This window comes from Serpentinimonas raichei (assembly GCF_000828895.1).
Classification (GTDB): Bacteria; Pseudomonadota; Gammaproteobacteria; order Burkholderiales; family Burkholderiaceae_C; genus Serpentinimonas; species Serpentinimonas raichei.
Genome location: NZ_AP014568.1, coordinates 753,408 through 779,725 on the forward strand (window position 1 = coordinate 753,408; position 26,318 = coordinate 779,725).

Annotated in this window: 25 protein-coding genes; 23 read left to right on the forward strand and 2 right to left on the reverse strand. The window is 67.4% G+C overall.

Going from position 1 to position 26,318, the window contains the following annotated elements; translation table 11 throughout:
- Positions 1-7 precede the first annotated feature (7 nt).
- The 9 genes from tsf (at position 8) to SRAA_RS03590 (ending at position 8,317) form a co-directional block, all read left to right on the forward strand.
- Entirely contained in the window at positions 8-928 is a 921-nt protein-coding gene (tsf, locus tag SRAA_RS03550; protein ID WP_045531041.1) for a translation elongation factor Ts, read from the forward strand.
- Positions 929-1,074: 146 nt separating this feature from the next.
- Entirely contained in the window at positions 1,075-1,785 is a 711-nt protein-coding gene (gene pyrH, locus SRAA_RS03555; RefSeq protein ID WP_045531043.1) for a UMP kinase, read from the forward strand.
- A 57-nt stretch (positions 1,786-1,842) separates the two neighbouring features.
- On the forward strand, positions 1,843-2,403 hold the full coding sequence (frr, locus tag SRAA_RS03560; RefSeq protein ID WP_045531045.1) for a ribosome recycling factor: 561 nt from the start codon (positions 1,843-1,845) through the stop codon (positions 2,401-2,403).
- A gap of 14 nt (positions 2,404-2,417) precedes the next feature.
- Complete coding sequence (uppS, locus tag SRAA_RS03565; protein WP_045531048.1) at positions 2,418-3,173, forward strand: polyprenyl diphosphate synthase; 756 nt, start codon at positions 2,418-2,420, stop codon at positions 3,171-3,173.
- Between the two features lie 9 nt (positions 3,174-3,182).
- Positions 3,183-4,010 carry a phosphatidate cytidylyltransferase gene (locus SRAA_RS03570; protein ID WP_045531050.1) on the forward strand — a complete coding sequence of 276 codons (828 nt, stop codon included), beginning with the start codon at positions 3,183-3,185 and terminating at the stop codon, positions 4,008-4,010.
- 21 nt (positions 4,011-4,031) lie between these two features.
- Positions 4,032-5,207 (forward strand): 1-deoxy-D-xylulose-5-phosphate reductoisomerase, encoded by a 1,176-nt coding sequence (gene ispC / locus SRAA_RS03575; protein ID WP_045531052.1) that lies wholly within the window; start codon positions 4,032-4,034, stop codon positions 5,205-5,207.
- Positions 5,208-5,320: 113 nt separating this feature from the next.
- On the forward strand, positions 5,321-6,370 hold the full coding sequence (locus SRAA_RS03580; RefSeq protein WP_268747392.1) for an efflux RND transporter periplasmic adaptor subunit: 1,050 nt from the start codon (positions 5,321-5,323) through the stop codon (positions 6,368-6,370).
- A 34-nt stretch (positions 6,371-6,404) separates the two neighbouring features.
- A complete protein-coding gene (locus SRAA_RS03585; RefSeq protein WP_045531056.1) occupies positions 6,405-7,598 on the forward strand; it encodes an ABC transporter permease in 1,194 nt (397 codons plus the stop codon).
- Between the two features lie 41 nt (positions 7,599-7,639).
- Entirely contained in the window at positions 7,640-8,317 is a 678-nt protein-coding gene (locus SRAA_RS03590) for an ABC transporter ATP-binding protein (protein ID WP_231849323.1), read from the forward strand.
- A gap of 4 nt (positions 8,318-8,321) precedes the next feature.
- Here the strand turns inward: SRAA_RS03590 and SRAA_RS03595 are convergent, their stop codons facing one another.
- Both SRAA_RS03595 and SRAA_RS03600 read right to left on the reverse strand, forming a co-directional pair.
- The gene (locus SRAA_RS03595) at positions 8,322-8,939 is read right to left on the reverse strand and encodes a Crp/Fnr family transcriptional regulator (RefSeq protein ID WP_197538519.1); all 618 of its coding nucleotides are present in this window, start codon (positions 8,937-8,939) and stop codon (positions 8,322-8,324) included.
- Between the two features lie 48 nt (positions 8,940-8,987).
- Positions 8,988-9,275: a heavy-metal-associated domain-containing protein gene (locus SRAA_RS03600; protein WP_231849324.1), complete on the reverse strand. Its 288-nt coding sequence runs from the start codon at positions 9,273-9,275 to the stop codon at positions 8,988-8,990.
- A 168-nt stretch (positions 9,276-9,443) separates the two neighbouring features.
- On the opposite strand from SRAA_RS03600, the gene SRAA_RS03605 reads away from it, so the two are divergent.
- From SRAA_RS03605 to carB, 14 genes are all read left to right on the forward strand, one after another.
- Entirely contained in the window at positions 9,444-9,992 is a 549-nt protein-coding gene (locus SRAA_RS03605; protein ID WP_045531062.1) for a DUF302 domain-containing protein, read from the forward strand.
- Positions 9,993-10,344: 352 nt separating this feature from the next.
- Positions 10,345-11,706 (forward strand): RIP metalloprotease RseP, encoded by a 1,362-nt coding sequence (gene rseP / locus SRAA_RS03610; RefSeq protein WP_045531064.1) that lies wholly within the window; start codon positions 10,345-10,347, stop codon positions 11,704-11,706.
- An 11-nt stretch (positions 11,707-11,717) separates the two neighbouring features.
- The gene (bamA, locus tag SRAA_RS03615) at positions 11,718-14,033 is read left to right on the forward strand and encodes an outer membrane protein assembly factor BamA (protein WP_144318691.1); all 2,316 of its coding nucleotides are present in this window, start codon (positions 11,718-11,720) and stop codon (positions 14,031-14,033) included.
- Complete coding sequence (locus SRAA_RS03620) at positions 14,033-14,557, forward strand: OmpH/Skp family outer membrane protein (protein ID WP_045531066.1); 525 nt, start codon at positions 14,033-14,035, stop codon at positions 14,555-14,557. The genes bamA and SRAA_RS03620 overlap by 1 nt, the downstream gene beginning before the upstream one ends.
- 32 nt (positions 14,558-14,589) lie before the next feature.
- On the forward strand, positions 14,590-15,630 hold the full coding sequence (gene lpxD / locus SRAA_RS03625; RefSeq protein WP_171820216.1) for a UDP-3-O-(3-hydroxymyristoyl)glucosamine N-acyltransferase: 1,041 nt from the start codon (positions 14,590-14,592) through the stop codon (positions 15,628-15,630).
- The gene (gene fabZ / locus SRAA_RS03630; protein ID WP_045533225.1) at positions 15,627-16,088 is read left to right on the forward strand and encodes a 3-hydroxyacyl-ACP dehydratase FabZ; all 462 of its coding nucleotides are present in this window, start codon (positions 15,627-15,629) and stop codon (positions 16,086-16,088) included. Before lpxD ends, fabZ begins: the two co-directional genes overlap by 4 nt.
- The gene (gene lpxA, locus SRAA_RS03635) at positions 16,085-16,921 is read left to right on the forward strand and encodes an acyl-ACP--UDP-N-acetylglucosamine O-acyltransferase (protein ID WP_045476483.1); all 837 of its coding nucleotides are present in this window, start codon (positions 16,085-16,087) and stop codon (positions 16,919-16,921) included. Before fabZ ends, lpxA begins: the two co-directional genes overlap by 4 nt.
- A gap of 49 nt (positions 16,922-16,970) precedes the next feature.
- Positions 16,971-17,915, forward strand: a complete 945-nt coding sequence (locus SRAA_RS03640) for a Gfo/Idh/MocA family protein (RefSeq protein WP_029462558.1) — start codon at positions 16,971-16,973, stop codon at positions 17,913-17,915.
- 25 nt (positions 17,916-17,940) lie between these two features.
- On the forward strand, positions 17,941-19,038 hold the full coding sequence (locus SRAA_RS03645; protein ID WP_029462559.1) for a DegT/DnrJ/EryC1/StrS family aminotransferase: 1,098 nt from the start codon (positions 17,941-17,943) through the stop codon (positions 19,036-19,038).
- Between the two features lie 17 nt (positions 19,039-19,055).
- Positions 19,056-20,252 carry a lipid-A-disaccharide synthase gene (lpxB, locus tag SRAA_RS03650; protein ID WP_338056383.1) on the forward strand — a complete coding sequence of 399 codons (1,197 nt, stop codon included), beginning with the start codon at positions 19,056-19,058 and terminating at the stop codon, positions 20,250-20,252.
- Positions 20,224-20,856 carry a ribonuclease HII gene (rnhB, locus tag SRAA_RS03655; protein ID WP_029462561.1) on the forward strand — a complete coding sequence of 211 codons (633 nt, stop codon included), beginning with the start codon at positions 20,224-20,226 and terminating at the stop codon, positions 20,854-20,856. The genes lpxB and rnhB overlap by 29 nt, the downstream gene beginning before the upstream one ends.
- Complete coding sequence (locus SRAA_RS03660; RefSeq protein ID WP_029462562.1) at positions 20,853-21,623, forward strand: TrmH family RNA methyltransferase; 771 nt, start codon at positions 20,853-20,855, stop codon at positions 21,621-21,623. Before rnhB ends, SRAA_RS03660 begins: the two co-directional genes overlap by 4 nt.
- 136 nt (positions 21,624-21,759) lie before the next feature.
- A complete protein-coding gene (gene carA / locus SRAA_RS03665) occupies positions 21,760-22,932 on the forward strand; it encodes a glutamine-hydrolyzing carbamoyl-phosphate synthase small subunit (protein ID WP_144318692.1) in 1,173 nt (390 codons plus the stop codon).
- Entirely contained in the window at positions 22,932-26,225 is a 3,294-nt protein-coding gene (gene carB / locus SRAA_RS03670; protein WP_045531070.1) for a carbamoyl-phosphate synthase large subunit, read from the forward strand. The genes carA and carB overlap by 1 nt, the downstream gene beginning before the upstream one ends.
- Positions 26,226-26,318 lie beyond the last annotated feature (93 nt).

The window sequence follows — 26,318 nt, forward strand, 5'->3', positions numbered from 1 at the left end:
ACACACAATGGCTGCAATCACCGCAAGCATGGTCGCCCAACTGCGCGCCAAGACCGACGCGCCGATGATGGAGTGCAAAAAAGCCCTCACCGAGGCCGATGGCAATATGGACAAGGCCGAGGAGCTGCTGCGCGTCAAGCTCGGCAACAAGGCCGGCAAGGCCGCCAGCCGCATCACCGCCGAAGGCGTGGTGGTGGCCAGCCTGGGTGGCCACACCGGGGCGCTGCTGGAAGTCAACTGCGAGACCGATTTCGTCTCCAAAAACGAGCTGTTCCTGAGCTTTTGCAACCAGGTGGCCAACCTGATCGCGCAAAACAACCCGGCCGATGTGGCCGCCGTGGGCGCGCTGCCCCTGAGCTTGGAAGGCTTTGGCCCCACAGTCGAAGACGTGCGCAAGGGCCTGATCGGCAAGATCGGCGAGAACATGACGCTGCGCCGCTTCAAGCGCTACAGCGGCGGCGGCCAGTTGGCGGCCTATCTGCACGGGGTGCGCATTGGGGTGATGGTGGAGTTCGAGGGCGACGCCACAGCCGCCAAAGACGCCGCCATGCACATCGCTGCCATGAAGCCGGTCTCGCTCACCGCCGCCGAGGTGCCGGCCGAGCTGATCGAGAAAGAGCGCGCCGTGGCCGCTGGCAAGGCCGAAGAAGACCGCAAGCTGGCCGAAGCCGCCGGCAAGCCGGCCCAGCCGGCCGAGATCGTGGCCAAGCGCATCGAGGGTGGGGTGCAAAAATACCTCAAAGAGGTGTCGCTGTTCAACCAAGCGTTCGTCAAAAACGACAAGCTCACGGTCGAGCAAATGCTCAAGGCCGCGGGCACCACGGTGAAGGGCTTTACGCTGTACGTGGTGGGCGAGGGGATCGAGAAAAAGCAAGACGACTTCGCCGCCGAGGTGGCGGCGCAAGTGGCAGCAGCCCAAGCGGGCTGATCCCTATCTGGCCTGCGGGCGTGCCAGCGGTCTAGGCCGCACAGCCTACTGCGCCACATATTTCAACGGCCAACCTTGCAAAAGGGTGGCCGTTGTCGCGCTGCAGCCTCTAAAATCGTTCGACCTCATTGCCCCCGAAAGCCTTTATGCCAGTCCATCAGCGCATCCTGCTCAAGCTCTCTGGTGAAGCCCTGATGGGCGACGATGCCTTTGGCATCAACCGCGCCACCATCGACCGCATCGTGGCCGAGGTGGCCGAGGTGGTGCAGCTCGGGGTGCAGGTGGCGGTGGTGATCGGCGGCGGCAACATCTTTCGTGGTGTGGCTGGCGGTGCGGCAGGCATGGAGCGCGCCACGGCCGACTACATGGGCATGCTGGCCACTGTGATGAACGCGCTGGCGCTGGGCGACGCCATGAACCGCCAAGGCCTCAAGGCGCGCGTGATGTCGGCCATCAACATCGACCAAGTGGTTGAGCCCTATGTGCGCCCCAAGGCCTTGCAGTACCTGGAAGAGGGCAAGGTGGTGGTGTTTGCGGCCGGCACCGGCAACCCCTTTTTCACCACCGACACCGCCGCCGCGCTGCGCGGGGCCGAGATCGGGGCCGAGATCGTGCTCAAGGCCACCAAGGTCGATGGGGTTTACAGCGCCGACCCGAAAAAAGACCCGCACGCCGTGCGCTACCAAAGCATCAGCTTCGACGAAGCCATGGCGCGCCAGTTGCAGGTGATGGACGCCACCGCCTTTGCCCTGTGCCGCGACCAAGAGCTGCCGGTGCGGGTGTTTTCGATCTTCAAGCCCGGGGCGCTGCGCCGGGTGGTGCAAGGCGAAGACGAAGGCACGCTGGTGCACGTCTGAGCCGGTGTATGCTATCCGGTTAGCCCCAATGTTGCTGCCTACCAACGATTGACGACCATGCAGATTTCCGACATCAAGAAAAACGCCGACCTCAAAATGCACGCCTCGCTGGAGGCGCTCAAGAGCAACCTGGGCAAAGTGCGCACCGGGCGCGCCAACCCGGCCTTGCTCGACACCGTGCACGTGGACTACTACGGGGCCATGTTGCCGCTGTCGCAAGTGGCCAACCTGAGCCTGCTCGATGCGCGCACCATCGGCGTGGCGCCGTGGGAAAAGGGCATGGGGGCCAAGATCGAAAAAGCCATCCGCGAGTCCGACCTCGGGCTCAACCCGGCTTCGCAGGGCGACCTGATCCGGGTGCCGATCCCGGCCATGAACGAGGAGCGGCGCAAAGAGCTCACCAAGGTCGTCAAAGGCGAGGGGGAACAGGCCAAGATTGCCATCCGCAACCTGCGCCGCGACGCCAACGAACAGCTCAAGAAACTGGTCAAAGACAAACTCGCCTCTGAGGACGATGAGCGCCGCGCCCAAGAAGAGGTGCAAAAACTGACCGACAAAATGATCGCCGAGGTGGACAAGCTCGTGGCCACCAAAGAACAAGAGCTGATGGCGTTTTGAAGCCCCCGCAACCCATGACTCTCCCTGTGCGCAAGGCGGGCGTACCGCACCATCTGGCCGTGGTGATGGACGGCAACGGCCGCTGGGCCAAGCAACGCTATTTGCCGCGTCTGGCTGGGCACCGCCAGGGGCTGGAAAAATTGCGCGAGCTGGTGCGCTGGTGTAGCGAAACCGGGGTGCAGGTGCTCACGGTGTTTACCTTTTCATCCGAAAACTGGAGCCGGCCGGCCGACGAGGTGAGTGGCCTGATGGGGCTGCTGGGGCGGGCGCTGGAGCGCGAAGTGGCCGAGCTCGAGCGCGCCGGGGTGCGGCTGCATTTCCCGGGCGATCGTCAGGCCCTGAGCCCCGAGCTGCAGCAGCGGCTGGTGCAAGCCGAGCAGCAAACGGCAGGCAATCGCCGCTTGGTGCTCAATGTCTGCTTCAACTACGGTGGCCGTTGGGACGTGGTGCAGGCGGCGCAGCAGTTGGCGGCGCGCGGCGAGCCGATCACCGAGGCGGCGCTGAGTGGGGCCATGGCGCTGGCCCACGTGGGCGACCCCGACTTGCTCATCCGCACCGGCGGTGAGCAGCGCCTGAGCAATTTCCTGCTCTGGCAGAGCGCCTATTCCGAGTTGTATTTTTCCGAGGCGCTGTGGCCGGCTTTCGAGCGCCAAGAGTTCGACCAGGCGCTGGCCGCTTTTGCGCGGCGCGAGCGGCGCTTCGGCCTGATTTCAGAGCAGATGGCGGAGCAGCGTTCGGAACCGGTGCAGCCCTTGCGGGCTGTGGCCTGATCGGCCCCCATGTTGTGGCAGCGTGTGCTCACGGCGCTGGGGCTGTTGGGGCTGTTGCTGGCTTCGCTCTGGCACTCGTCTGAATGGCCGTTTGGCCTGCTCTCGCTGCTGCTGGTGTGCATTGCAGCGTGGGAATGGGCGCGTCTGAGTGGCCTGTCACGCGGGCCCGCCGTGGTGGCCGCGCTTGGGCTTGGTTTGGTTTTGTTGGGCTCGTGGGGGTTGGTGGGCGTAGGCCAAACCAGCCGCTGGTTTTGGCTGCTGGCTGCTGTGGCCTGCGCCTTGCTGCTGCCGCTGTTGCTGCAGCGGGGGGTGCAGGGCTGGCGCCGGCTTGCCACCGGGCCGCGGGTGGGGCTGGGTCTGCTGCTGCTGGGGCAGGCGTGGTGGGCCTTGTTGCATGCCAAGGCCATCGGCTTGGGCATGCTGCTGAGCATTTTGTTGCTGGTCTGGGCAGCCGACATCGCGGCCTACTTTGGCGGCAAACGCTTCGGGCGGCGCAAACTGGCGCCCACCATCAGCCCTGGCAAAACCTGGGAAGGGGTGTGGAGCGGTGCGCTGGCGGTGCTGCTGCTGAGTGTGCTGTGGATCACAGTGTGGCCTCCCCACTGGGGCCCCAACCTGTACTCCGAACTCTGGCAACTGGGGCCATGGTTGGCCTTGGCCGCGTTGTTGCTGTTGCTGGCCTTGAGCGTGATGGGCGATTTGTTCGAATCGATGGTCAAGCGCAGCGCTGGCCGCAAGGACTCCAGTCGCATTTTGCCCGGTCATGGTGGGCTGATGGATCGTTTTGATGCGCTGTTGCCGGTGTTGCCCTTGGCGCTTTGGATCGTGACTGCCTAAGGCGCTCCGCACACCCTCAATATGCAAACGCTGACCGTGCTCGGATCGACCGGATCGATTGGAACCCAGACCTTGGATGTGGTGGCGCGCCACCCGCAGCGCTACCGCGTCTTTGCGCTCACGGCCCAAGAGCGGGTGGAGGAATTGGCGCAGCAGTGCCAGCGTTTTCAACCGCGCTACGCGGTCATCGCGCAGGCCCACGCAGACGCCTTGCGCCAGGCCTTGCAGGCACGCGGTGTCGGCGGCACCGAGGTGCTGGGCGGCCCCCAGGCCTTGTGCGAGGTGGCGGCGGCGCCCGAGGTCGATGCCGTGATGGCCGCCATCGTCGGCGCCGCCGGTTTGGCGCCCTGTGTGGCGGCAGCGCGCAGCGGCAAAAAGCTGCTGCTGGCCAACAAAGAGGCGCTGGTGCTGGGGGGCGAGTGGTTCATGCAGGCGGTGCGCGCCGGCGGCGCCACTTTGCTGCCGATCGACAGCGAGCACTCGGCGCTGTTTCAGTGCCTGCCCGAGTCGCCCTTGGTGTGGGCGCAGCGGGTCGAAAAAATCATCCTCACGGCCTCGGGTGGGCCGTTTCGCCAGCGCGACCCGGCCAGCTTGGCCAGCGTCACGCCGGAGCAGGCGTGCGCGCACCCGAACTGGGTCATGGGGCAAAAAATTTCGGTCGATTCGGCCACCATGATGAACAAGGCGCTCGAAGTCATCGAAGCGCATTATCTGTTTGGGCTGGCACCCGAGCAAATCGAGGTGGTGATTCATCCGCAGAGCGTGATCCACTCCATGGTGCAGATGCGCGACCGCTCGGTGCTGGCGCAACTGGGCACACCCGATATGCGGGTGCCGATCGCCTACGGCCTGAGCTGGCCCGAGCGCATCGAGTCCGGGGCCGAGGCGCTGGACTTTGCCCGCATGGGGGCGCTGAGCTTTGAGGCGCCTACGCGCGAGCGCTTTCCGGCCCTGTTTTTGGCTTGGGAGGCGCTGGCTGGGCCGGTTGGCAGCACGGCGGTGCTCAATGCCGCCAACGAAGTGGCGGTGCAGGCTTTTTTGCAGCGCCGCTTGCGCTTTGACCGCATCCACGCCGTGAACGCGGGAACGCTGCAAGCCTTGTCGCCCTCCAAGCCCAACGGGCTCGAGGATTTGCTGGCGCTGGATGCGCAGGCGCGCGCGCTGGCGCAGGCGCAGTTACAGCGCTGGAAAGATTGAGGCCGACAGTGAAACGAAGCAAGCTGCTCGTCCCGGTGCTGGTCGCCGGTCTGGTGCTGGTGCTCGCGGCGGGTGCCGCGTACTGGCGCTTCGGGCACGCCGTGGCGGTGCCGATGGTCGAGGCTGTGCAGGGTAGCGTGGCCCAGCGCGTCGTCGGCCCCGGCACCCTGCAGGCGCGTGTGCCTGTGACGCTGGCCGCGCGCATCACGTCCACGGTGCAGCAGGTCAATGTGGACATCGGCGACAGCGTCCAGCGCGGTCAAGCGCTCGTGCTGCTCGACGACCGCGACCTGGTTGCCAAGCGCAGCGTGGTCGGCGGCCAGCAGGTGGCCTTGTCGCGCAACGTCGATGCGGCCAAGGCGGGCATCGCCAAGGCGCAGGCCGAGCTCGATCTGGCGCGCAGCAGGCAGCAGCGCGACGTCGAGTTGCTGCGCACCGGTTTCGTTGCGCAGGCCGCGCTCGACGGCTCCAACGCCGCGTTGCGCGCCGCGCAGGCCAACCTGGACAGCGCGCGCGCCACCCACGCCGCGCGCGCGGCCGACGCGAGCGCGCTGCAGCACGAAGCCCGCCATGCCGACACCGTGCTGTCGTTCACCCGCATCGCGGCGCCGATGGATGGCGTCATCATCGCGCGCCAGGCCGAGGTCGGTACCACGGTCGTTCCGGGCAGCACGCTGCTGCGCATGGTCGATCCGGCCACGCTGTGGGTGGCGATGAGCGTGGACGAGTCGGTGCTCGCCCGCGTGCAGGTCGGCCAGGCGGCGAGCATCCGCCTGCGCAGCGGCGAGTTGCTGCCGGGCAAGGTCGCGCGCATCACCCACCAGTCCGACGCCGCCACGCGCGAGCTCGAAGTCAACATCGCTTTCGACAAGCCGCCGGCACGCTTCGCGATCGACCAGGAGGCCCAGGTCTCGGTTGACACCGGGGCGGTGGCGGGCATCGCGGTGCCGCTGACGGCGCTGACGCGCGACCGCGAGGGCCGCCTAGGTGTGCTGGTCGTGGTGGACGCGCGCGCCGAGTTCCGGCCCGTGCAGACCGGTGCCGCCGATGGGCACCAGGCCCTGGTCACGCAGGGGCTGGCGGCCGGCGAGCGCGTCGTCGCCGCGGCCGAAGGCGTGAGGGCCGGCATGCGCGTGCGCGCGCAAACCGCGGCCGGCCGCTGAGCACCGGGCCCGGGCGCGACGCAGGAAGCAATCGATGGACCTCGCCCTCAAGGACATCCGCCGCCACATTGGCAAGTTCATCGCCACCATCTTCGGCGTGGCGATGCTGCTGGCCATCGTGCTGGTGATGAACGGCATCTACCGGGGCAACATCGCCGACGGCGTCTGGCTGATCGACCACACGGCCGCCGAGCTGTGGGTCGTCGAGCGCGGGCGCGGCGGGCCCTTCAACGAGAGCTCGCGCATTCCGCTGGACAGCCGCCAGAGCGTGGCCGCGACGCCGGGCGTGGCCAAGGCCAGCCCGCTGGTGATCTACTCGGCGCAGCGCGTGATCGGGGCCCGGGAGCAGCAGTTCACGGTCATCGGCTACGACGTGTTCGGCGGCTTGGGCGGGCCCACGCGCATCGCGCGCGGGCGCGGCATCGAGGCGCCGCACTACGAGGTGGTGGTTGACAGCAAGCTCGGCCTCGACCTCGGCGACAAGCTGACCCTAGGCAGCCACGACTACACGGTGGTCGGTATCACACAGGGCGCGGTCGATTCCGGCGGCAACCCGCTGCTGTACCTGTCGCTGCCCGATGCGCAGCAGGTGCAGTTCCAGCAGGACAACCGGGCCCTGGTTGCGGCGCGCGCGGCCAACCTGCAACGCCTGGAACGCGCGGGCTACTCGTCCGAGCAGGCCGTGCGCCTGTTGCCGCTGCTCTCGACCTCGGGCGACACCATCAACGCGGTGCTGGTGCAGCTCGCACCCGGTGCCGACGGTGCGCGGGTCGCGCAGCACATGCGCGACTGGCTGTACTTCAACGTTTACACCACCGAAGAGCAGCGCAATCTGATGCTCGAAGGCCGGCTCGCCCGCATGTCGGCGGTGCTTGGGCTGTTTCGCACGCTGCTGCTGATCGTCTCGATCGTCATCATCGCGCTCATCATCTACGTGCTGACGATCGAGAAGATCCGCTCCATCGCCACGCTCAAGCTGATCGGCGCGTCCAACTGGGTCATCGTGCGCCTGATCATGGAGCAGTCGATGGCGCTGACGCTGGCCAGCTTCGCTGTCGCTTACGGCCTGCGCGAGCTGATCGCGCCCGGCTTCCCGCGCAGCCTGGCTTTCCTGGCCCAGGATACCGCCATCACCTTCGGCGTGATGCTGGTCGGCGGCGTGCTGGCCAGCGCGATGGCGATCTGGCATGCGCTGCGCACGCCGCCGCAGATGGCGCTCGGGGGCTGACGGTGGTCGATGCCAAGAGATCGGTCGTCGAGGTCGAGGGCGTGTCCAAGACCTTCGGCAGTGGCGAGACAGCCGTGCAGGCGCTCAAGCCCTGTTCGTTCGCGGTCCAGGAGGGCGAGCTCGCGGCGCTGCTGGGCCCCAGCGGCTCGGGCAAGAGCACGCTGCTGCTGGCGATCAGCCTGATCCTGGAGCCGACCACCGGGCGCATCGTGGTGGGCGGGCAGGAGGTCTACAACAACGGCTGGACGGGGGTCGATGACCGTGCCTTCCGCCGCCGCCACATCGGCTTCATCTTCCAGCAGCACAACCTGATCCCGTTCCTGACCGCGATCGAAAACGTCGCCCTGATGATGCAGTTGAACGGCATCGGCCGGCGCGAGGCGACGCGGCGTGCGAAGGAACTGCTCGGCTACCTCGAGATCGCGCACCGCGCCGATGCGCTGCCGGCCAACCTCTCGGGCGGCGAGCAGCAGCGCGTGGCGATCGGGCGCGCGCTGGCCAACGAGCCGCCGCTGATCCTGGCCGACGAGCCCACTGCGGCACTCGACACCGAGCGCGGTACCAAGGTGATGGCGCTGCTGAAGAAGATCGCGCGCGAGCGCCGCTCGGCGGTGATCACCGTCACCCACGACCACCGCATGATCGAAGGCTTCGACAGCGTCTATCACCTCGACGACGGCGTGCTGGCGCGCATGCCGCAGGCGGCGGCCGGGCACTGAGTGCCTATTGCTGGGCAAACTCGAGCAGCGCCTTCGGCTCCACCACCGTCACCCGCCCACGCTCGAGCCGCACCCAGCCCCTTTGCTCGAAGTTGCCCAGCAGACGGCTGATGAACACGCGCACGCTGCCCAACTCATCAGCCAGGTTCTGGTGTGTGGCATTGACCACCGGGCCGCGCTGGATCAGCAGCCGCGCCAGCCGCGCGTCGAGCTTGCGGAATGCGACTTCCTCGACCAGCTCCATCACCTCGGCCAGCCGGGCGCCGTACATATCGAACACGAAGCGGCAAAACGGTGGGTGCCGCAGCATGAATACCTGGAACAAATCGGGCGGGATGCGCAGCAGCGTCACGTCGCTTTCGGCGACGCCTCGGGCCGCATAGTCGGTTTCGCCCAGCAGGCAGCCGCCCGACAGGATGCAGGCCTCGCCGGGGCTGACGCGGTAGAGCACGATTTCGCGGCCACTGCGCGAGGTCTTGGTCACGCGCACGCTGCCTTCGAGCACCAGCGGGAAGCCTTCGCACGGCATGTCCTGCTCGAACACCACGCTGCCCGCAGGGGCCCGGCGCAGCGGTGCCGCGGCCAGCAACTCGGCCAAGTGTGCCGCCGGCAGCTCGGCCAATACCGGAAAGCGCTCGAGCAGCAGAGCGCGCGGGAGGGAGTCGATGGCTTAGGCGCTCATCTTGCCGATGGCACAACTTACGTACGACTTGGCCACTGCGGCGGCTGAGCGCAGGCCCTCGACCGAACCCTTCTCGGGGTAGCCCAAGCGCGCGAGCTTGGCAGCAAACTCGCCGCGCAGTTCCGCCGCAGCCCCGATCTCGACGCTGTCGGTGGCAGGGTCCACGACAACCTGCGTCACCCGTGGATCGGCGCGCAGCGTTTTCTCGATGGTGCTGGCGCACCCGCCGCACTTGAGGTTTTCGACCTCGAAACGGATGCTGTTGTGGCTGTTCATGAGCGACTCCTTGAACGAAAAGAGGATTAAATTGACGACAATTATGCATGATTGGTTTGCTTGGCTGCGGTCTGCCACTTGGGTGGCAGACCGCAGCCAACCCGGCGCCTATCATTCACCCCGAAGCACCATCAACACGCTTTACCCAAGCCACCAAAGGAAACGTCGATGAACTCCCTGACCGCGCCCCGTTCGATCCGCAAGCCGCTGCTGCACAGCGCCGCTTGGCTGCTGCTGGCCATCACCCTGTGGTTGTTCGCCGCGATGGCGAGCGCCCAAGCCCAGACCCAAGCGCCGGCCAGGGCGGCGATGCCTGCGCTGTTCTTGGAAGACACCAGTCCCAAGGCCTTGGTGCCCACGGTCGAGGCGTTCCGCGAGGCGGTCAGAGCCGCCGGCTGGAGCATACTCGACGTGACCAACATGGCCGGCATCCTGTCCGAGCGCGGCTTCACGCTGCACCCGGTGCTGGTGTTCGACGCCTGCAGCGCCAGATACAGCGCTGACCTGCTGTCTAGGGACGAGACCCGATTCGTCGCGTCGATGATTCCCTGCCGCGTGGCGATCTACCAGACCAGCACCGGCAAGGTCGTGATTTCGCGCATGAACTCGGTCGCCATGGCGGGCATGGTCGGCGGCCATGCCGGCACGGTCATCAGGAAGTCGGGCGAAGAGATGGAGCAGATCATCCAGGCCACGCTGAAGAAGCTCGGCTCGTAAACAACCGCGTCGCGCGGCCGGTGCTAGGTGTGCAGGCGTGAAGCGCAGCCACGCGCATAGCCTATCGAACGGGCGCAGCCGCTGCCCCGCAGGCCATCGAGACGCTGCGCGCCGCGCTGGGCGCGCGCCTTGATCGGGCGGGTGTGCGCGCCGTCTTTGCGGTTCAGGCGTTGTTCCCGCTTGCATGCAGTGGCTTGTCGGCCTTGGATCGGCTTGCATCGCGTTTCAGGGCCAACGTTTTAGGAGCAAAATACAGGAGGATTTATACCAGTGCCCTCGAGCCTGCTCCCTACACCCCAGCCATGCACCCAGCCTCTGCCTTAACCCAAGCGCGCCCGCCCAGCGCCCCCCCATGCTGACCATTTTGGCCTTCCTCGTCGCCATCGGGCTGCTGATCGCGGTGCACGAGTACGGGCACTACCGCGTGGCGGTGGCTTGTGGCGTCAAGGTGTTGCGGTTTTCAGTGGGTTTTGGCAAGCCTTTGTGGAGTTGGCGCTCGCCACGCAGCGGCACCGAATACGTGGTCGGCATGCTGCCCTTGGGCGGCTACGTGCGCATGCTCGACGAACGCGAGGGCAGCGTGGCGGCCGCCGAGCGGCACCTGGCCTTCAACACCCAGCGCTTGCGCGTGCGCACCGCCATCGTCGCCGCCGGCCCGGCGGCCAATCTGCTGCTGGCGGTGTTTTTGTACGCGCTGGTGTCGTGGATCGGGGTGCCGCAGCCGCAGCCGGTGCTGTCCACGCCCACGCCCGCCTCGCTGGCTGAACGCGCCGGGGTGCGCGGCGGCGAGTGGGTGGTGGCGCTGGCGCGGGTTGATCAACCGCCGCAAGCGATCGAATCGTTCAGCCAACTGCGCTGGGAACTCACACGCGCCGCGCTGGGGCAGCAGGATTTGCGCCTGTGGCTGGCCAGCGGCCCCGGCGAACCCGGGCGCGAGGTGCGGCTGGAGCTGTCGCAGGTCGATGTGCGCCACGTCGACGCCAGCTTGTTGCGCCAGATCGGCATCGAGGCCCCGTGGTCGGCGCCGCTGCTGGGCCAGCTCACGCCCGAGGGGGCCGCCGCCACCGCCGGCCTGCTGGCGGCGGACCGGGTGCTGCGCGTCGATGGCCAGCCGGTGCGCGACGCGGCGCAACTGCGCCAGCTCATCCGCCTGTCGGCCGCCGACGGCCAGCCGCGCACGCAGCGCTGGCAAATCGAGCGCGACGCACGCCAGCTCGAGCTCGAGGTCACGCCGCGCCCCGAGCAGATCGAGGGGCTGTGGGTGGGCCGCATCGGGGCTTTCGTGGGTGCGGCGCCCGAGATGGCCGAGCGCTCGCTCGGGCCGCTGGAGGGGCTCTGGCAGGGCGTGGTGCGCACCTGGGAGGTCTCGCACCTGTCGCTGCAAATGATCGGCAAGATGCTGACGGGCCAGGCCTCGCTGCAAAACCTGAGCGGCCCGATCACCATCGCCGACTACGCCGGCCAGTCGGCGGCGCTGGGGTTCACCAGCTACCTGCTGTTTCTGGCGCTGATCAGCGTCAGCCTCGGCGTGCTCAACCTGCTGCCGCTGCCGGTGCTCGATGGCGGGCACCTGATGTATTATCTGTGGGAAGCCGTGACCGGGCGACCGGTGCCCGACGCTTGGATGGATGGCTTGCAGCGCCTCGGCATCGTGCTGCTGCTGGGCATCATGTCGCTGGCCATTTTTAATGATATTGCCCGTTTGCTGGGCTGAGAACGCTTTTCATGATCAACAAGCATCCGCGCTTGCGCAGCCTCGCTTTGGGCGCACTGGTTTCTTTGGCGGTGGCGCTGCCGGCTTGGGCGACCAACCCCTTTACTTTGCGCGACATCCGGGTCGAGGGCCTGCAGCGCGTCGAGCCCGGCACGGTGTTTGCCTCGCTGCCGTTTCGGGTCGGCGACGCCTTCACCGAAGACCAAGGCAGCGCCGCCATTCGTGCCCTGTTCGGACTGGGCTTGTTCTCCGACGTGCGGCTGCAAGTCGAGGGCGAGGTGCTGGTGGTGATCGTCGAAGAACGCCCGACGGTGGCCGAGATCAGTTTCTCGGGCGTGCGCGAGTTCGACAACGAGGTGCTGCGCCGCGCCCTGCGCGACGTGGGCTTGGCCGAAGGCCGGCCCTTTGACCGCGCCTTGGCCGACCGCGCCGAACAAGAGCTCAAGCGCCAGTACCTGGCGCGCAGCATGTACGCCGCCACCGTCACGGCCACCGTCACGCCTTTGGATCGCAACCGCATCAACCTCAATTTCCATGTGGTCGAAGGCGGCATCACGCGCATCAGCGAGCTGCGCATCGTCGGCAACCAGGCTTTCAGTGAAGCCACGCTGCTGCGTTTGTTTGCGCTCGACACGGGCAACTGGCTGAGCTGGTACACGCGCTCGGACCGTTATTCGCGCGAGCGCCTCAACGCCGACCTCGAAACCCTGCGCTCGCACTACCTCACGCGCGGCTTCCTCGAGTTCACGATCGACTCGACCCAAGTCGCCATCACGCCCGACAAAGGCGAAATGGCCATCACCATCAACATCACCGAGGGCCAGCGCTTTGTGGTCTCCGGGGTGCGGCTGGAGGGCGATTATCTGGGCCGCGAAGAAGAGTTCAAATCCTTCGTGCGCATCCGCGTCGGTCAGGCCTACAACGCCGAAGAAGTGAGCGAGACCGTGCGCGCCTTTGGTGAGCACTTCGGGCGCTTTGGCTTTGCTTTTGCGCGCGTCGAGGCGGTGCCCGAAATCAACCGCGAAAACGCCCAAGTGGCGTTCGTGCTGCGCGCCGAACCCTCGCGCCGCGCCTTCGTGCGCCGCATCGAGATCGAGGGCAACGAGCGCACCCGCGACGAAGTCATCCGGCGCGAGTTCCGTCAGTTCGAATCGGCTTGGTACGACGGCGACCGCATCCGCCTATCGCGCGACCGCGTCGATCGGCTTGGTTTCTTTACCCAGGTCATGGTCGATACGCGCGAGGTGCCGGGGGCGCCCGATCAGGTCGATCTGGTGGTGTCGGTCGAGGAGCGCGCCACCGGCAGCCTGTCCATCGGAGCCGGTTACGGGCAGGCCGATGGGATCTCGTTCGTGGCCGGAATCAAGCAGGAAAACATTTTCGGCAGCGGCCACTCGCTCAGCCTGAACGTCAACACCAGCCGCTTCAACGAGCAGTTCATGCTCAGCACCACCAACCCGTACTTCACGCAGGATGGGGTTTCGCGCACCATCGACGTGTTCTATCGCACCAGCCGCCCGCTGTCGGAGCAGGCCGGTGACTACCGGCTCGTCACGCCCGGCGCCAGCATCCGCTTTGGGGTGCCTTTTACCGAGACCGACACGGTGTTCTTTGGCCTCGGCGTGGAGCAGACGCGCATCGAGCCCGGTGCCGGCTTGCCGCTGGCGTTTAAGCAGCACATGGATGTGTTCGGGCCGTCCTCGATCTCGGTCCCCATCACTGTCGGCTGGGCGCGCGACGGCCGCGACAGCGCGCTGGTGCCCACCAGCGGGCGCCTGATGCGCCTCAATGGCGAGCTGGGTCTGTTTGGCGACACGCGCTACTGGCGCTTGAGCGGCCAGTTGCAGCAGTACATCCCGCTCACCAACCAGCTCACCTTGGCCTTCAACGCCGAGGTCGGCTGGGGCCGGGGTTTGGGCGACAAGCCCTTCCCGGTGTTCAAAAATTTCTTTGGCGGCGGCTTGGGTTCGGTGCGCGGTTTCGAGCAGGGCACTTTGGGCGGCACCAGCGGCATCGTCGGGCAGCCGGGCGCCTTGTCGTACATCGGCGGCTCGCGCATGGCGGTGCTCAACACCGAAATTTTGGCTCCTTTCCCGGGCGCGGGCAACGACCGCACGCTGCGCCTGTTTGGCTTCGTCGACATCGGCAACGTCTCGGACGATTTCAACCAGCAAAGCCGCTTCAGCGACTTTCGCGCTTCGGCCGGTGTGGGCATCAGTTGGCTCTCACCCGTCGGGCCGCTTAGAATCGCCTATGCGCGGCCGTTGCGCCAGTTCGCCAACGACAAACCGCAAAGCGTTCAATTCCAGATTGGTACCACGTTCTGATGAAATCTTTTACCCGCTACCTGTTTCGTACTACCTTGGCCGCTTTGCTGCTGGCCACCGCCGCTTTTGCGGCCACGGCACAAGACTTCAAGATCGGTTTCGTCAACACCGACCGCGTGCTGCGCGAATCGGCCGCTGCTCAGGCCGCGCAAACCAAGCTGCAGCAAGAATTCTCGCGCCGCGAGCGCGAGGTCGATGCGCTGGGAACGCAGTTGCGCACCGCCTCCGAGGCGTTTCAGCGCGAAGCCCCCACCCTGTCTGAAGCCCAGCGCAGCACGCGCCAGCGCCAGATGGTGGAGCTCGAGCGCGACTTCCAGCGCCGCCGCCAAGCCTTCCAAGAAGACCTGAACCTGCGCCGCAACGAGGAGCTGCAGCAGGTGATCGAGCGCGCCAACCGCGTCATTCGCCAGATTGCCGAGGCCGAGCGCTTCGACCTGATCATCCAAGAGGCAGTCTATATCCACCCCCGGCATGACATCACCGACAAGGTGATCGCGGGCTTGAACAGCGCCCCGGCCCGCTGAGGGGCCAGCACCCGCCATCCGCACCCTCTCTGATGCTCCGGCTCAGCGACATCCACGCCGCCTTGGGCGGCGTTTTGCATGGCGACGGCGCGTGCCCGATCTCCGGCTTGGCCTCGCTCGAGAGCGCCGGGCCCGATCGGCTCGCCTTTGTGGCGCAGACGCGCCACGCCGCCGCCATTGAAACCACGCAGGCGGCGGCGCTGATCGTGCCGCCCGAGCTGGTGCCACGGGCCAGCGCCCGCGGGCCCTGCATCGAGACGCCGGAGCCCCATGCCTACTTTGCCCGCCTGACGCAGTGGTGGCGCGCGCGCCTGCAAGCGGCGCAGCACGAGGCCGCCGATCCAGCCGAGCCCGCCATCCACCCCAGCGCCTGGGTGCACCCGAGTGCCGAACTCGGGGCCGGGGTGCGCTTGGGGGCCTTTGCCGTGGTCGAGGCCGGGGTGCAGATCGGCGCCAACAGCGAGATCGGGGCCCATTGCGTGATCGGGGCGCGGGTGCGCCTGGGCGCGCAGGCGCGGCTGGCGGCGCAGGTGGTGATCGGGCACGACTGCACGCTCGGGGCGCGCTGCATCATCCACAGCGGGGCGGTGATTGGGGCCGACGGCTTTGGCTTTGCGCCGCAGCAGGGGCAGTGGCTCAAGATCGAGCAGTTGGGCGCGGTGCGCATCGGCGACGACGTGGAAATCGGTGCCAACACCTGCATCGACCGCGGCACCCTCGACGACACCGTGCTCGAAGACGGAGTCAAGCTCGACAACCTGATCCAGATCGGCCACAACGTGCGCATCGGCGCGCACAGCGCCTTGGCCGGTTGCGTCGGGGTGGCGGGCAGCGCCCACATCGGCGCCCACTGCACCTTGGGCGGCGGGGCCGGGGTGCTCGGGCATTTGCGCTTGGCCGACCACGTGCACATCACGGCCGCCACGCTGGTGACGCGCTCGATCCTCAAGCCGGGCCAGTACAGCGGCGCGTTCCCGATCGACGACAATGTGAACTGGGAAAAAAACGCCGCCACCCTGCGCCAGTTGTACGCGCTGCGGCAACGCCTCAGAGCCTTAGAAAAAAAATCCTGATGGACATCCACCAAATTCTGAAAAAACTGCCGCACCGCTACCCTTTTTTGCTGGTAGACCGGGTGCTGGAAATCGAAAAAGGCCAGTTCATTCGCGCGCTCAAAAACGTGAGCATGAACGAGCCCCAGTTCACCGGCCACTTTCCGCACCGGCCGGTGTTTCCGGGGGTGCTGATGCTCGAAGCTTTGGCGCAGACGGCGGCCCTACTCACCTTTGAGACCTTGGGGTTGGAGCTGGACGAAAACTCGGTCTATTACTTTGCCGGTGTCGATGGCGCGCGCTTCAAGCGCCCGGTGGAGCCGGGTGACCAGTTGCTCATGCACGTGACGCTGGTGCGCTCCAAGGCCGGCATCTTCAAATTCAAGGGCGTGGCCCGGGTCGGCGACGAGGTGGCCTGCGAGGCCGAACTGATGTGCACCATGCGCCGCATTCAGCAAAGCGAAGGCAGCACCGCATGAGTTTGATCCACCCCACCGCGCTGGTGGACCCGGCGGCGCAACTGCATCCCTCGGTGGCGGTCGGGGCCTACAGCCTGATCGGCCCGCATGTGCAGATCGCCGAGGGCAGCACGGTTGGCAGCCACTGCGTGATCGAGGGCCACACCCGCATCGGCGCGCACAACGCCATCCACAGCTACGCCGCGCTGGGCGGGGCGCCGCAGGACAAAAAATACGCCGGCGAGCCAACCCGGCTCGAAATCGGTGACCGCAACGTGATCCGCGAGTTTTGCACCTTGCACCGGGGCACCGCCAACGGCCGCGGTGTGACCCGCGTCGGGCACGACAACATGCTGATGGCCTATGTGCACCTTGCGCACGACTGCCAAGTTGGCAGCCACACCGTGTTTGCCAACAACGCCCAACTGGCCGGCCACGTGCAGGTGGGGGATTGGGTGATTTTGGGCGGATTTACCGTGGTGCGCCAGTTTTTGCGCCTGGGTGCGCACAGCTTCACCGCCATGTGCGCGCTGCTGTTTGCCGATTTGCCGCCGTTCGTGGTCTGCCAGGGGCAGCCGGCGGTGGCGCGCAACGTCAACGCCGAAGGGCTGCGCCGGCGCGGCTTTGGCCCGGCGCGCATCGCCGCCGTGCGCGCCATGTACAAAGCGTTGTACCGCGACAACCTCACGCTGCAAGCGGCGCAGCCGCGCATTGCCGCCTTGGCCAGCGCAGGCTCGGAGGCCGCGCCCGATGTGGCGCTGATGCTCGAATTCTTGGCCGGGGCCGGCAAGCCCGGCATCGTGCGCCGGCGCGCGCGCAGCGATGCCGCCGATGGCGAAGGAGCGACTGCATGAAAACAATCTCTACGCCCGCCTGGCTCGCCGCCACACCAAGGAGCGAGTCATGAAGCCCCTGCGCTGTGCCGTGATCGGCGTCGGCTACCTGGGCAAGTTCCACGCCCAGAAGTACGCCAAGCTGCCCGGCTGTGAATTGGTGGCCGTGGTCGACAGCCGGCTGGAGGTGGCGCAAGCCGTGGCCAAGCCGCTGGGCTGCCGCGCCGTGGCCGACTACCGCGAGCTGCTGGGCCAGGTCGATGCCGTGAGCGTGGTGGTGCCGACGCAGGCGCACCACGCCGTGACGCTGGACTTTCTGCGCGCCGGGGCCCACGTGTTGGTGGAAAAACCCATCGCCGTCACGCTGGAGCAGGCCGACGAGATGATCGAGCAAGCCGAGCGCAGCGGCCTGGTGCTGGCGGTCGGGCACCTGGAGCGCTTCAACCCGGTGGCGCTGGCGCTGGAGCCCTTGCTGGACCAACCGCGCTTCATCGAGAGCACCCGGCTGGCCCCGTTCAAGCCGCGCGCCACCGATGTGAGCGTGCTGCTGGATTTGATGATCCACGACGTCGATCTGATTTTGTCCCTGGTGGATAGCGAGATCGTCAGCGTGGACAGCAGCGGCGCGCGCGTGCTCACCAACGACATCGACATTGCCAATGCGCGCATCCGCTTTGCCAACGGCTGCGTGGCCAATGTGACGGCCAGCCGCGTCAGCAACAAGAGCGAGCGCAAGATGCGCGTGTTCCAGCACCGCGCCTGCCATTCGCTCGATTTTGGCACCCGGCACCTGATCAGCTACCGCGCCACCGATGCCGACCCGCTGGCCGCCCCCGAAGACGCAATCGAGCGCCAGATGCAGATGTTTGGCGAAGCCGACGCACTGCTGAGCGAAATCACCGATTTCGTGGCCAGCGTGCGCGAAGGGCGTGCGCCCAAGGTCAGCGGTCGCGCCGGGCGGCGTGCGCTGGCGGCGGTGCAGCGCATCAGCGCCGCGACCGAGCTCATTTCCTGAATTTTTGCTTCCCGAAAGACTTGCCATGCGCATCCCGATGGTCGATCTGGCCACCCAGTACCGCGAACTCAAACCCCAGCTCGAACCGGCGCTGCTGGCCGCGCTGGAGGCGACCCAGTTCATCCTTGGCCCCAACGTGCAGGCCTTTGAGGCCGAAGCGGCGGCTTACTTGGGCGTCAAGCACGCCATCAGTTGCGCCAACGGCACCGACGCGCTGCACCTGGCGCTGCGCGCGCTCGGGCTGGGGCCGGGCGACGAGGTCATCACCACGCCGTTTACTTTCATCGCCACCGCCGAGGCCATAGCCTACGTGGGCGCCAAAACGGTGTTCGTCGATATCGACCCGCGCAGCTTCAACCTCGATGTGGAGCAGGTGGCGCGCGCCATCGGGCCGCGCACCAAGGCGCTGCTGCCGGTGCACCTGTTCGGCCAACCGGCCAATATGGCGCCGCTGCAGGCGCTGGCGCAGCAGCACGGCCTGCACCTGATCGAAGACTGCGCCCAGTCCTTCGGCGCCCGGGTGGCCGGGCGCATGACCGGCTCCATCGGCGATGTGTCGGCGTTCAGCTTTTTCCCGAGCAAAAACCTGGGCTGCTACGGCGACGGCGGCATGGTCACCACGCAGTCCGACGCGCTGGCCGAGACGCTGCGCATGCTGCGCAACCACGGCAGCAAGGTGCGCTACTACCACGACATCATCGGCTACAACAGCCGTCTCGATGAGCTGCAGGCGGTGGTGCTGCGCGCCAAGCTGCCGCGCATCGACCACTACAACCAGCAGCGGCGCCGGGTGGCGCAGCGCTACCAGGCCGGCTTGGCCGGTTTGCCGCTGCAAACCCCGTTCGAGGACGGCATCGGGCAGCACGTCTATCACCAATACACCCTGCTGTGCGAGCGCCGCGACGCGCTGCAGCAGGCCCTGAGCGCGGCGCAAATCGCCAGCGCGATCTACTACCCGGTGCCGCTGCACCAGCAAAAGGTGTTTGCGGCCGAGGCGGCGGGGCAGTCGTTCCCGGTCACCGAATCGGTGGCGCGTTGCTGCCTCTCGCTGCCAATCTACCCCGAGCTGAGCGATGCGGCGATCGACGAAGTCTGCGCCGTGATTCGGCAGGCGCTGGCCTGAGCCGGCCCTTGGCTGCCGTGCCGACCGCGCCCGCGCCCACCCACCCAGCCAGTCTTGCGCCTGCGCCGCAGCCGGGCCCGGGCTTGCGCGTGGCCATGGTGGCGGCGGAGCGCTCCGGCGACCAGCTTGCCGCCTTGCTGCTGCACGGCATGCGCCAGCGCTGGAGCGGCTTGCAAGCCAGCGGCATCGGCGGGCCGCTGATGCAGGCGCAGGGCTTTGCGGCGCGCTGGAGCTGCGACGAACTCACCGTGCGCGGGCTGGTCGAGGGCGTGTGGGCGTATCGGCGCATCAGCGCCATCCGGCGCCAGTTGCTGGCCGATCTGCTGCACCAGCGCCCCGACGTGTACCTCGGCGTCGATGCCTCGGATTTCAACCTGCCGCTGGAGCGCCAGCTCAATCGCGCCGGCATCCCGGCGATCCAACTGGTCTGCCCCTCGATCTGGGCCTGGCGGCCCGGGCGCGTGCACGCCATCCGGCGCAGCGTGCGCCACGTGCTGTGCCTGTTCCCTTTTGAGCCCGTTTTGCTGGAGCGCCACGGCATCGAGGGCACCTTCGTGGGGCACCCAGTGGCCGACCTGATCGCGCTCGAACCCGACCAAGCCGCCGCCCGCCAGCGCCTCGGGCTGGCGCCAGACGACACCGTGGTGGCGCTGCTGCCGGGCAGCCGGGTGGCCGAGATCGCCGCGCTGGCGCTGCCGTTCTTGCACGCCGCGCGCCTGATGGCGCAGCAGCGCCCGCAGTTGCGCTTCGTGCTGCCCACGCACGAGGGCCTGCGCCCGGCCTTGCAGCAGGCGCTGCTTCAGACTGGCATGGAGGAACGGGTGCAACTGGTGCTGGGGCAAGCGCACACGGTGCAGGCGGCTTGCGACGTGGCGCTGGTGGCCAGCGGCACCGCCACGCTCGAAACCGCGCTGCACAAGCGCCCCATGGTGATCGCCTACCGCATGCAGTGGCTTTCGTATTGGGTCGCCAACCAGCAGCGGCGCACGCCCTGGATCGGGCTGCCCAATATTTTGTGCCAGCAAAGCCTGGTGCCCGAGCTGCTGCAAGACCAGGTGCAGCCCGAGGCGCTGGCGCGCGCCACGCTGGCCTGGCTCGACGACCCGGCAGCGGTGGCGCAGCTGCGCCAGCGCTTTACCGAGATGCACCTGCAACTGCGGCAAGACATGCCCGCCCGAGCCAGCCATGCGATTGCGCAAATCCTTGCCGCGTGAGGCCTACACGCTGGGCTGGAATCCGCCCGGTCTGGTGGCCGGTGTCGATGAAGCCGGGCGCGGCCCGCTGGCCGGGCCGGTGCTGGCCGCCGCCGTGATGCTGGACCCGCGCAAACCCATCGCGGGCTTGCGCGACTCGAAAAAGCTTAGCCCGAAGCGGCGCGAGCACTTGCACGAGCAGATTCTGGAGCACGCCCTGTGCTGCTCGGTCGCGCTGGCCAGCGTGGAAGAAATCGAGCGCCTCAACATCTTGCAGGCCACCTTGCTGGCGATGCAGCGCGCCGTGGCGGGTTTGCGGCTGCGCCCGACGCAGGTGCTGGTCGATGGCAACCGGCTGCCCGCGCTCGACCTGCCCGCGCAAGCCGTGGTGCAGGGCGACGACCGGGTGGCCGCCATCGCCGCCGCCTCCATCGTGGCCAAGGTGCAACGCGACCGCCTGTGCGACGCTTGGCACGCCCAGTACCCCGATTACGGCTTCGATCGGCACAAGGGCTACGGCACCGCCGCACACCTCGAGGCGCTGCAACGCTGCGGCCCCACGCCCCTGCACCGGCGCGGCTTTGCCCCGGTGGCGGCCTTGCTGGCGCCAGCCAGTCCGCCATGAGCACCGAAACCATCCGCTCGCGCGACAACGCGCTGGTCAAGCAACTGCGCCGCCTAGGCCAAGACGGGGCTGCCGGCCGCGAACTGGGTCTGGTCTGGCTCGAAGGCGAGCACCTGTGCCGCGCCTTGCTGGCACGCGGCCACCTGCCCGCGCTGCTCCTGCGCGCCGAATCGGCCCCGCACTGGGACCATGCCTGGGCCTTGCCACCCAGCGTGCGCCGGGTGGCACTGGCCGACAGCCTGCTGGCCAGTGTGAGCAGCCTGGGCTCCAGCGCGCCGGTGGGCTTTTTGTGGCCCTTGCCCGCCGCCGTGGCACCCGAGCCGGGGCGACCCACTGTGCTGCTGGACCGCTTACAAGACCCGGGCAACGTCGGCTCCATCCTGCGCAGCGCCGCCGCCTTCGGGTTTGAGCAGGTGCTGGCGCTCAAGGGCACGGCGGCGCTGTGGGCGCCCAAGGTGCTGCGCGCCGGCATGGGGGCGCACTTTGCGCTGCGCCTCGTTGAAGCGGCCACCTTGGCCGATCTGCCGGCCTTGCAACTGCCGCTGCTGGCCACCAGCTCGCACCAAGGGCAGTGGCTGCACCAGGCCGCGCTGCCCTGGCCTTGCGCCTGGCTGCTGGGCCACGAAGGGCAGGGCCTGAGCCCCGAGCTGCTGGCCGCTGCCAGCCAGCACCTGCGCATCGCCCAGCCCGGCGGCGAAGAGTCGCTCAACGTCGCCGCCGCCGCCGCCATCTGCTTGCATGCCAGTGCGGTGCAGCGGGGGGCTTGAGCCCCACGCTATAATTCCAAGGTTTACCCGAACCCCACGCACCCGGCGGCTCAAGGCTGCTCCATCCTCCGCCCTCGGCGCCTCAAGCGCGTGCTGGCGCGGCGGCTAAAGGGTGCGGATTGAACTGGAGAGTCCTGTGTTTCCCGTCCCCGCCCCAGCCCTGCTCGCGCTCGCCGACGGCACGGTCTTTCGCGGCACCGCCATCGGTGCCACTGGACTAACCGTTGGCGAGGTGGTGTTCAACACCGCCCTCACCGGCTACCAGGAAATCCTCACCGACCCGAGCTACCGCCAGCAGCTCGTCACGCTCACCTATCCGCACATCGGCAACACCGGCGTCAACGCCGAAGACGTGGAGTCCGATGCCATCCACGCCGCCGGCCTGATCATCAAAGACCTGCCGCTGCTGCACTCGAACTTTCGCGCCAGCGCCTCGCTCACGCAGTACCTGCAAGCGGCCGGCACGGTGGCGATTGCGGGCATCGACACCCGCGCCCTGACGCGCCGCCTGCGCCAGCACGGAGCGCAAAACGGCGCCATCCTCGCGCTGGCCGAGGGCCAGACCCTTTCGGACGCGCACGCGGCCCAGGCCCTGGCCGCCGCCCGCAGCGCGCCCAGCATGGCCGGGCAGGATCTGGCGCGGGTGGTGAGCACGGCGCAGCCCTACGAGTGGACGCAGACCGAATGGCAGCTCGCGCGCGCCGACGGCAGCCCCGGCTATGGCGAGCTGAGCGCGCCGCGCTTTCATGTGGTGGCCTACGACTTTGGCGTGAAGAAAAACATCCTGCGCATGCTGGCGCAACGCGGCTGCCGCGTGACCGTGGTGCCGGCCCAGACCCCGGCCGCCCAGGTGCTGGCGCTGCGCCCCGACGGCGTGTTTTTGTCCAACGGCCCCGGCGACCCGCAGCCTTGCGACTACGCCATCGCCGCCGCGCGCGAGCTCATCGACTCCGGCCTGCCCACTTTCGGCATCTGCCTCGGGCACCAGATCATGGCGCTGGCCAGCGGCGCACAAACCTACAAGATGCCGCACGGCCACCACGGCGCCAACCACCCGGTGCAGGAGCTGGCCAGTGGGCGCGTGGGCATCACCAGCCAGAACCACGGCTTTGCGGTGCAGCGCGAATCGCTGCCGGCGCATCTGCGCGTGACCCACATCAGCCTGTTCGACGGCACCGTGCAGGGGCTGGAGCGCACCGACCGCCCCGCCTTTTGCTTTCAGGGCCACCCCGAGGCCTCGCCCGGCCCGCACGACATCGCCAGCCTGTTTGACCGCTTCACGGCGCTGATGGCCCAGGAGAACACATAATGCCCAAGCGCACCGATCTGCACACCATCCTCATCATTGGCGCCGGCCCGATCGTCATCGGCCAAGCCTGCGAGTTCGACTACTCCGGCGTGCAAGCCTGCAAGGCGCTGCGCGAGGAGGGCTACCGCGTGGTGCTGATCAACAGCAACCCGGCCACCATCATGACCGACCCGGCCACGGCCGATGTCACCTACATCGAGCCCATCACCTGGCAGACGGTGGAAAAGATCATCGCCAAAGAGCGCCACCAGCACCCCGGTGGTTTCGCCATTTTGCCCACCATGGGCGGCCAGACCGCGCTCAACTGCGCGCTCGACCTGTGGCGCCAGGGCGTGCTGGCGCAGCACGGGGTGGAGCTGATCGGGGCCACGCCCGAAGCCATCGACAAAGCCGAAGACCGGCTCAAGTTCAAAGACGCCATGACCAAGATCGGCCTGGGTTCGGCGCGCTCGGGCATTGCGCACAGCCTGGCCGAGGCCTGGGAGGTGCAAAAGCAGGTGGGCTTTCCGACCGTGATCCGGCCCAGCTTCACCCTGGGCGGCAGCGGCGGCGGCATCGCCTACAACCCGGAGGAGTTCGAGACCATCTGCAAGCGCGGCCTGGAAGCCTCGCCGACGCACGAGCTGTTGATCGAAGAATCGCTGCTGGGCTGGAAAGAATTCGAGATGGAGGTGGTGCGCGACCGCGCCGACAACTGCATCATCGTCTGCTCGATCGAAAACCTGGACCCGATGGGCGTGCACACCGGTGACTCGATCACCGTGGCCCCGGCGCAAACCCTGACCGACAAAGAGTACCAGATCATGCGCAACGCCAGCCTGGCGGTGCTGCGCGAGATCGGTGTCGATACCGGCGGCTCCAACGTGCAGTTCGCGCTCAACCCGCAAGATGGGCGCATGGTGGTGATCGAGATGAACCCGCGCGTCTCGCGCTCCTCGGCGCTGGCCTCGAAGGCGACCGGTTTCCCGATCGCCAAGGTGGCGGCCAAGCTGGCGGTGGGCTACACCCTGGACGAACTGAAAAACGAGATCACCGGCGGCGCCACGCCGGCCTCGTTCGAGCCCTCGATCGACTACGTGGTGACCAAGATCCCGCGCTTTGCTTTCGAGAAATTCCCTACCGCCGACAGCCGTCTGACGACGCAGATGAAGTCCGTGGGCGAAGTGATGGCGATCGGGCGCACCTTCCAAGAGAGCTTCCAGAAGGCGCTGCGCGGGCTCGAAGTCGGCGTCGATGGCATGAACGAAAAAACCCAGGACCGCGAGACGCTGGAGCGCGAGCTCGGCGCGCCGGGGCCGGAGCGCATCTGGTACGTGGGCGACGCCTTCGCCGCCGGCTGGACGCTGGCCGAGGTGCAGCACTTCACCCAAATCGACCCCTGGTTTCTGGTGCAAATCGAAGACATCGTGCGCATCGAGCTCACGCTAGACAAGCACACCGCCGAACACGGCGCGGGTGCGCTGGCGGCCTTGGGCGAGCCCACGCTGCGCACGCTCAAGCAAAAAGGCTTTTCCGACCGCCGCCTGGCCAAGCTGCTGCACACCAGCGAGCAAGCCGTGCGCACGCAGCGCCACGCCTTGGGCGTGCGCCCGGTTTATAAGCGGGTGGACACCTGCGCCGCCGAGTTCGCCACCGCCACCGCCTACCTGTATTCGAGCTACGAACAAGAGTGCGAGGCCGAGCCCAGCAACCGCAAAAAGATCATGGTGCTGGGCGGTGGCCCGAACCGCATCGGCCAGGGCATCGAGTTCGACTACTGCTGCGTACACGCCGCGCTGGCGCTGCGCGAAGACGGCTACGAGACCCTGATGGTCAACTGCAACCCCGAGACCGTCTCGACCGACTACGACACCTCGGACCGGCTCTACTTCGAGCCGCTCACGCTCGAAGACGTGCTCGAAATCGTGGACAAAGAGAAGCCGCTGGGCGTGATCGTGCAGTTTGGCGGCCAGACCCCGCTCAAGCTCGCGCTTGGGCTGGAGGCGGCCGGGGTGCCCATCATCGGCACCAGCCCAGACATGATCGACGCCGCCGAAGACCGCGAGCGCTTCCAGCAACTGCTGCACACCCTGGGGCTGCGCCAGCCGCCCAACGCCACCGCGCGCACCGAAGCCGACGCGCTGGACAAGGCCACTGCGCTGGGCTACCCGCTGGTGGTGCGCCCAAGCTACGTGCTGGGCGGCCGGGCGATGGAGATCGTGCACGAGCCGCGCGACCTCGAGCGCTACATGCGCGAGGCGGTCAAGGTCAGCCACGACTCCCCGGTGCTGTTGGACCGCTTCCTGAGCGACGCCATCGAGTGCGACGTCGATTGCATCCGCGACGCCAGCGGCGCGGTGCTGATCGGCGGCGTGATGGAGCACATCGAACAAGCCGGGGTGCATTCGGGCGATTCGGCCTGCTCGCTGCCGCCCTACTACCTGAGCGCGGCCACGGTGGATGAAATCAAGCGCCAGACGGCCGCCATGGCCGGCGCGCTGCAAGTGGTGGGGCTGATGAACGTGCAGTTCGCGATCCAGCAGATCGACGGCGCCGATGTGATTTTCGTGCTCGAAGTGAACCCGCGCGCCTCGCGCACCGTGCCCTTCGTCTCCAAGGCCACCGGCATCCAGTTGGCCAAGGTGGCGGCGCGCTGCATGGCCGGCCAGACTCTGGCGCAGCAGGGCATGACACAGGAAGTCACGCCGCCGTACTTCAGCGTCAAAGAGGCGGTGTTCCCCTTCGTCAAGTTCCCTGGCGTGGACACCATCCTTGGCCCGGAGATGAAATCCACCGGCGAGGTGATGGGCGTGGGGCGCACCTTTGGCGAAGCCTTCGTCAAGTCGCAACTGGGGGCGGGCACGCAACTGCCGCGCCCGACCGATGCGGTGCGCAAGGTGTTTTTGTCGGTCAAGGCCGACGACAAGCCGCGCGCGGTGGCGCTGGCGCGCGAGCTGCACGCACTCGGCTTCGAGCTGGTGGCCACGCGCGGCAGCGCCGCCGCCCTCAACGCCGCCGGCGTGCCGTGTGCCGTGGTCAACAAGGTGGCCGAAGGGCGCCCCAACATCGTCGATCTGATCAAAAACGGCGACATCGCCATGGTCATCAACACGGTGGAGGAGCGGCGCAACGCCATTGCCGATTCGCGCTACATCCGCACCTCGGCGCTGGCCAACCGAGTCACCACCTTCACCACCATCTCGGGCGCCGAAGCAGCCGTGGAGGGCATCAAATGCCAAGACTCGCTGGGCGTGGTTTCGGTGCAGGAGCTGCACGCCGCACTCAAGGCTGGGGTCGGCCTCGCTGCGGTTTGATGAGGGGCAAGGCGTTGCCAAGTCGGGTGATCATGGGTTAGAATGCGAAAGTCTGCCCTTGTTGGGCAGGTCAACACACGTCTGTTGCGGCAA

Bases quoted from the DNA above. Each gene is read 5' to 3' on its own strand.
- tsf (WP_045531041.1), top strand. From the start codon at position 8: ATGGCTGCAATCACCGCAAGCATGGTCGCCCAACTGCGCGCCAAGACC.
- pyrH (WP_045531043.1), top strand. From the start codon at position 1,075: ATGCCAGTCCATCAGCGCATCCTGCTCAAGCTCTCTGGTGAAGCCCTG.
- frr (WP_045531045.1), top strand. From the start codon at position 1,843: ATGCAGATTTCCGACATCAAGAAAAACGCCGACCTCAAAATGCACGCC.
- uppS (WP_045531048.1), top strand. From the start codon at position 2,418: ATGACTCTCCCTGTGCGCAAGGCGGGCGTACCGCACCATCTGGCCGTG.
- SRAA_RS03570 (WP_045531050.1), top strand. From the start codon at position 3,183: ATGTTGTGGCAGCGTGTGCTCACGGCGCTGGGGCTGTTGGGGCTGTTG.
- ispC (WP_045531052.1), top strand. From the start codon at position 4,032: ATGCAAACGCTGACCGTGCTCGGATCGACCGGATCGATTGGAACCCAG.
- SRAA_RS03580 (WP_268747392.1), top strand. From the start codon at position 5,321: ATGGTCGAGGCTGTGCAGGGTAGCGTGGCCCAGCGCGTCGTCGGCCCC.
- SRAA_RS03585 (WP_045531056.1), top strand. From the start codon at position 6,405: ATGGACCTCGCCCTCAAGGACATCCGCCGCCACATTGGCAAGTTCATC.
- SRAA_RS03600 (WP_231849324.1), bottom strand. From the start codon at position 9,275: ATGAACAGCCACAACAGCATCCGTTTCGAGGTCGAAAACCTCAAGTGC.
- SRAA_RS03605 (WP_045531062.1), top strand. From the start codon at position 9,444: ATGAACTCCCTGACCGCGCCCCGTTCGATCCGCAAGCCGCTGCTGCAC.
- rseP (WP_045531064.1), top strand. From the start codon at position 10,345: ATGCTGACCATTTTGGCCTTCCTCGTCGCCATCGGGCTGCTGATCGCG.
- bamA (WP_144318691.1), top strand. From the start codon at position 11,718: ATGATCAACAAGCATCCGCGCTTGCGCAGCCTCGCTTTGGGCGCACTG.
- SRAA_RS03620 (WP_045531066.1), top strand. From the start codon at position 14,033: ATGAAATCTTTTACCCGCTACCTGTTTCGTACTACCTTGGCCGCTTTG.
- lpxD (WP_171820216.1), top strand. From the start codon at position 14,590: ATGCTCCGGCTCAGCGACATCCACGCCGCCTTGGGCGGCGTTTTGCAT.
- lpxA (WP_045476483.1), top strand. From the start codon at position 16,085: ATGAGTTTGATCCACCCCACCGCGCTGGTGGACCCGGCGGCGCAACTG.
- SRAA_RS03640 (WP_029462558.1), top strand. From the start codon at position 16,971: ATGAAGCCCCTGCGCTGTGCCGTGATCGGCGTCGGCTACCTGGGCAAG.
- SRAA_RS03645 (WP_029462559.1), top strand. From the start codon at position 17,941: ATGCGCATCCCGATGGTCGATCTGGCCACCCAGTACCGCGAACTCAAA.
- rnhB (WP_029462561.1), top strand. From the start codon at position 20,224: ATGCGATTGCGCAAATCCTTGCCGCGTGAGGCCTACACGCTGGGCTGG.
- SRAA_RS03660 (WP_029462562.1), top strand. From the start codon at position 20,853: ATGAGCACCGAAACCATCCGCTCGCGCGACAACGCGCTGGTCAAGCAA.
- carB (WP_045531070.1), top strand. From the start codon at position 22,932: ATGCCCAAGCGCACCGATCTGCACACCATCCTCATCATTGGCGCCGGC.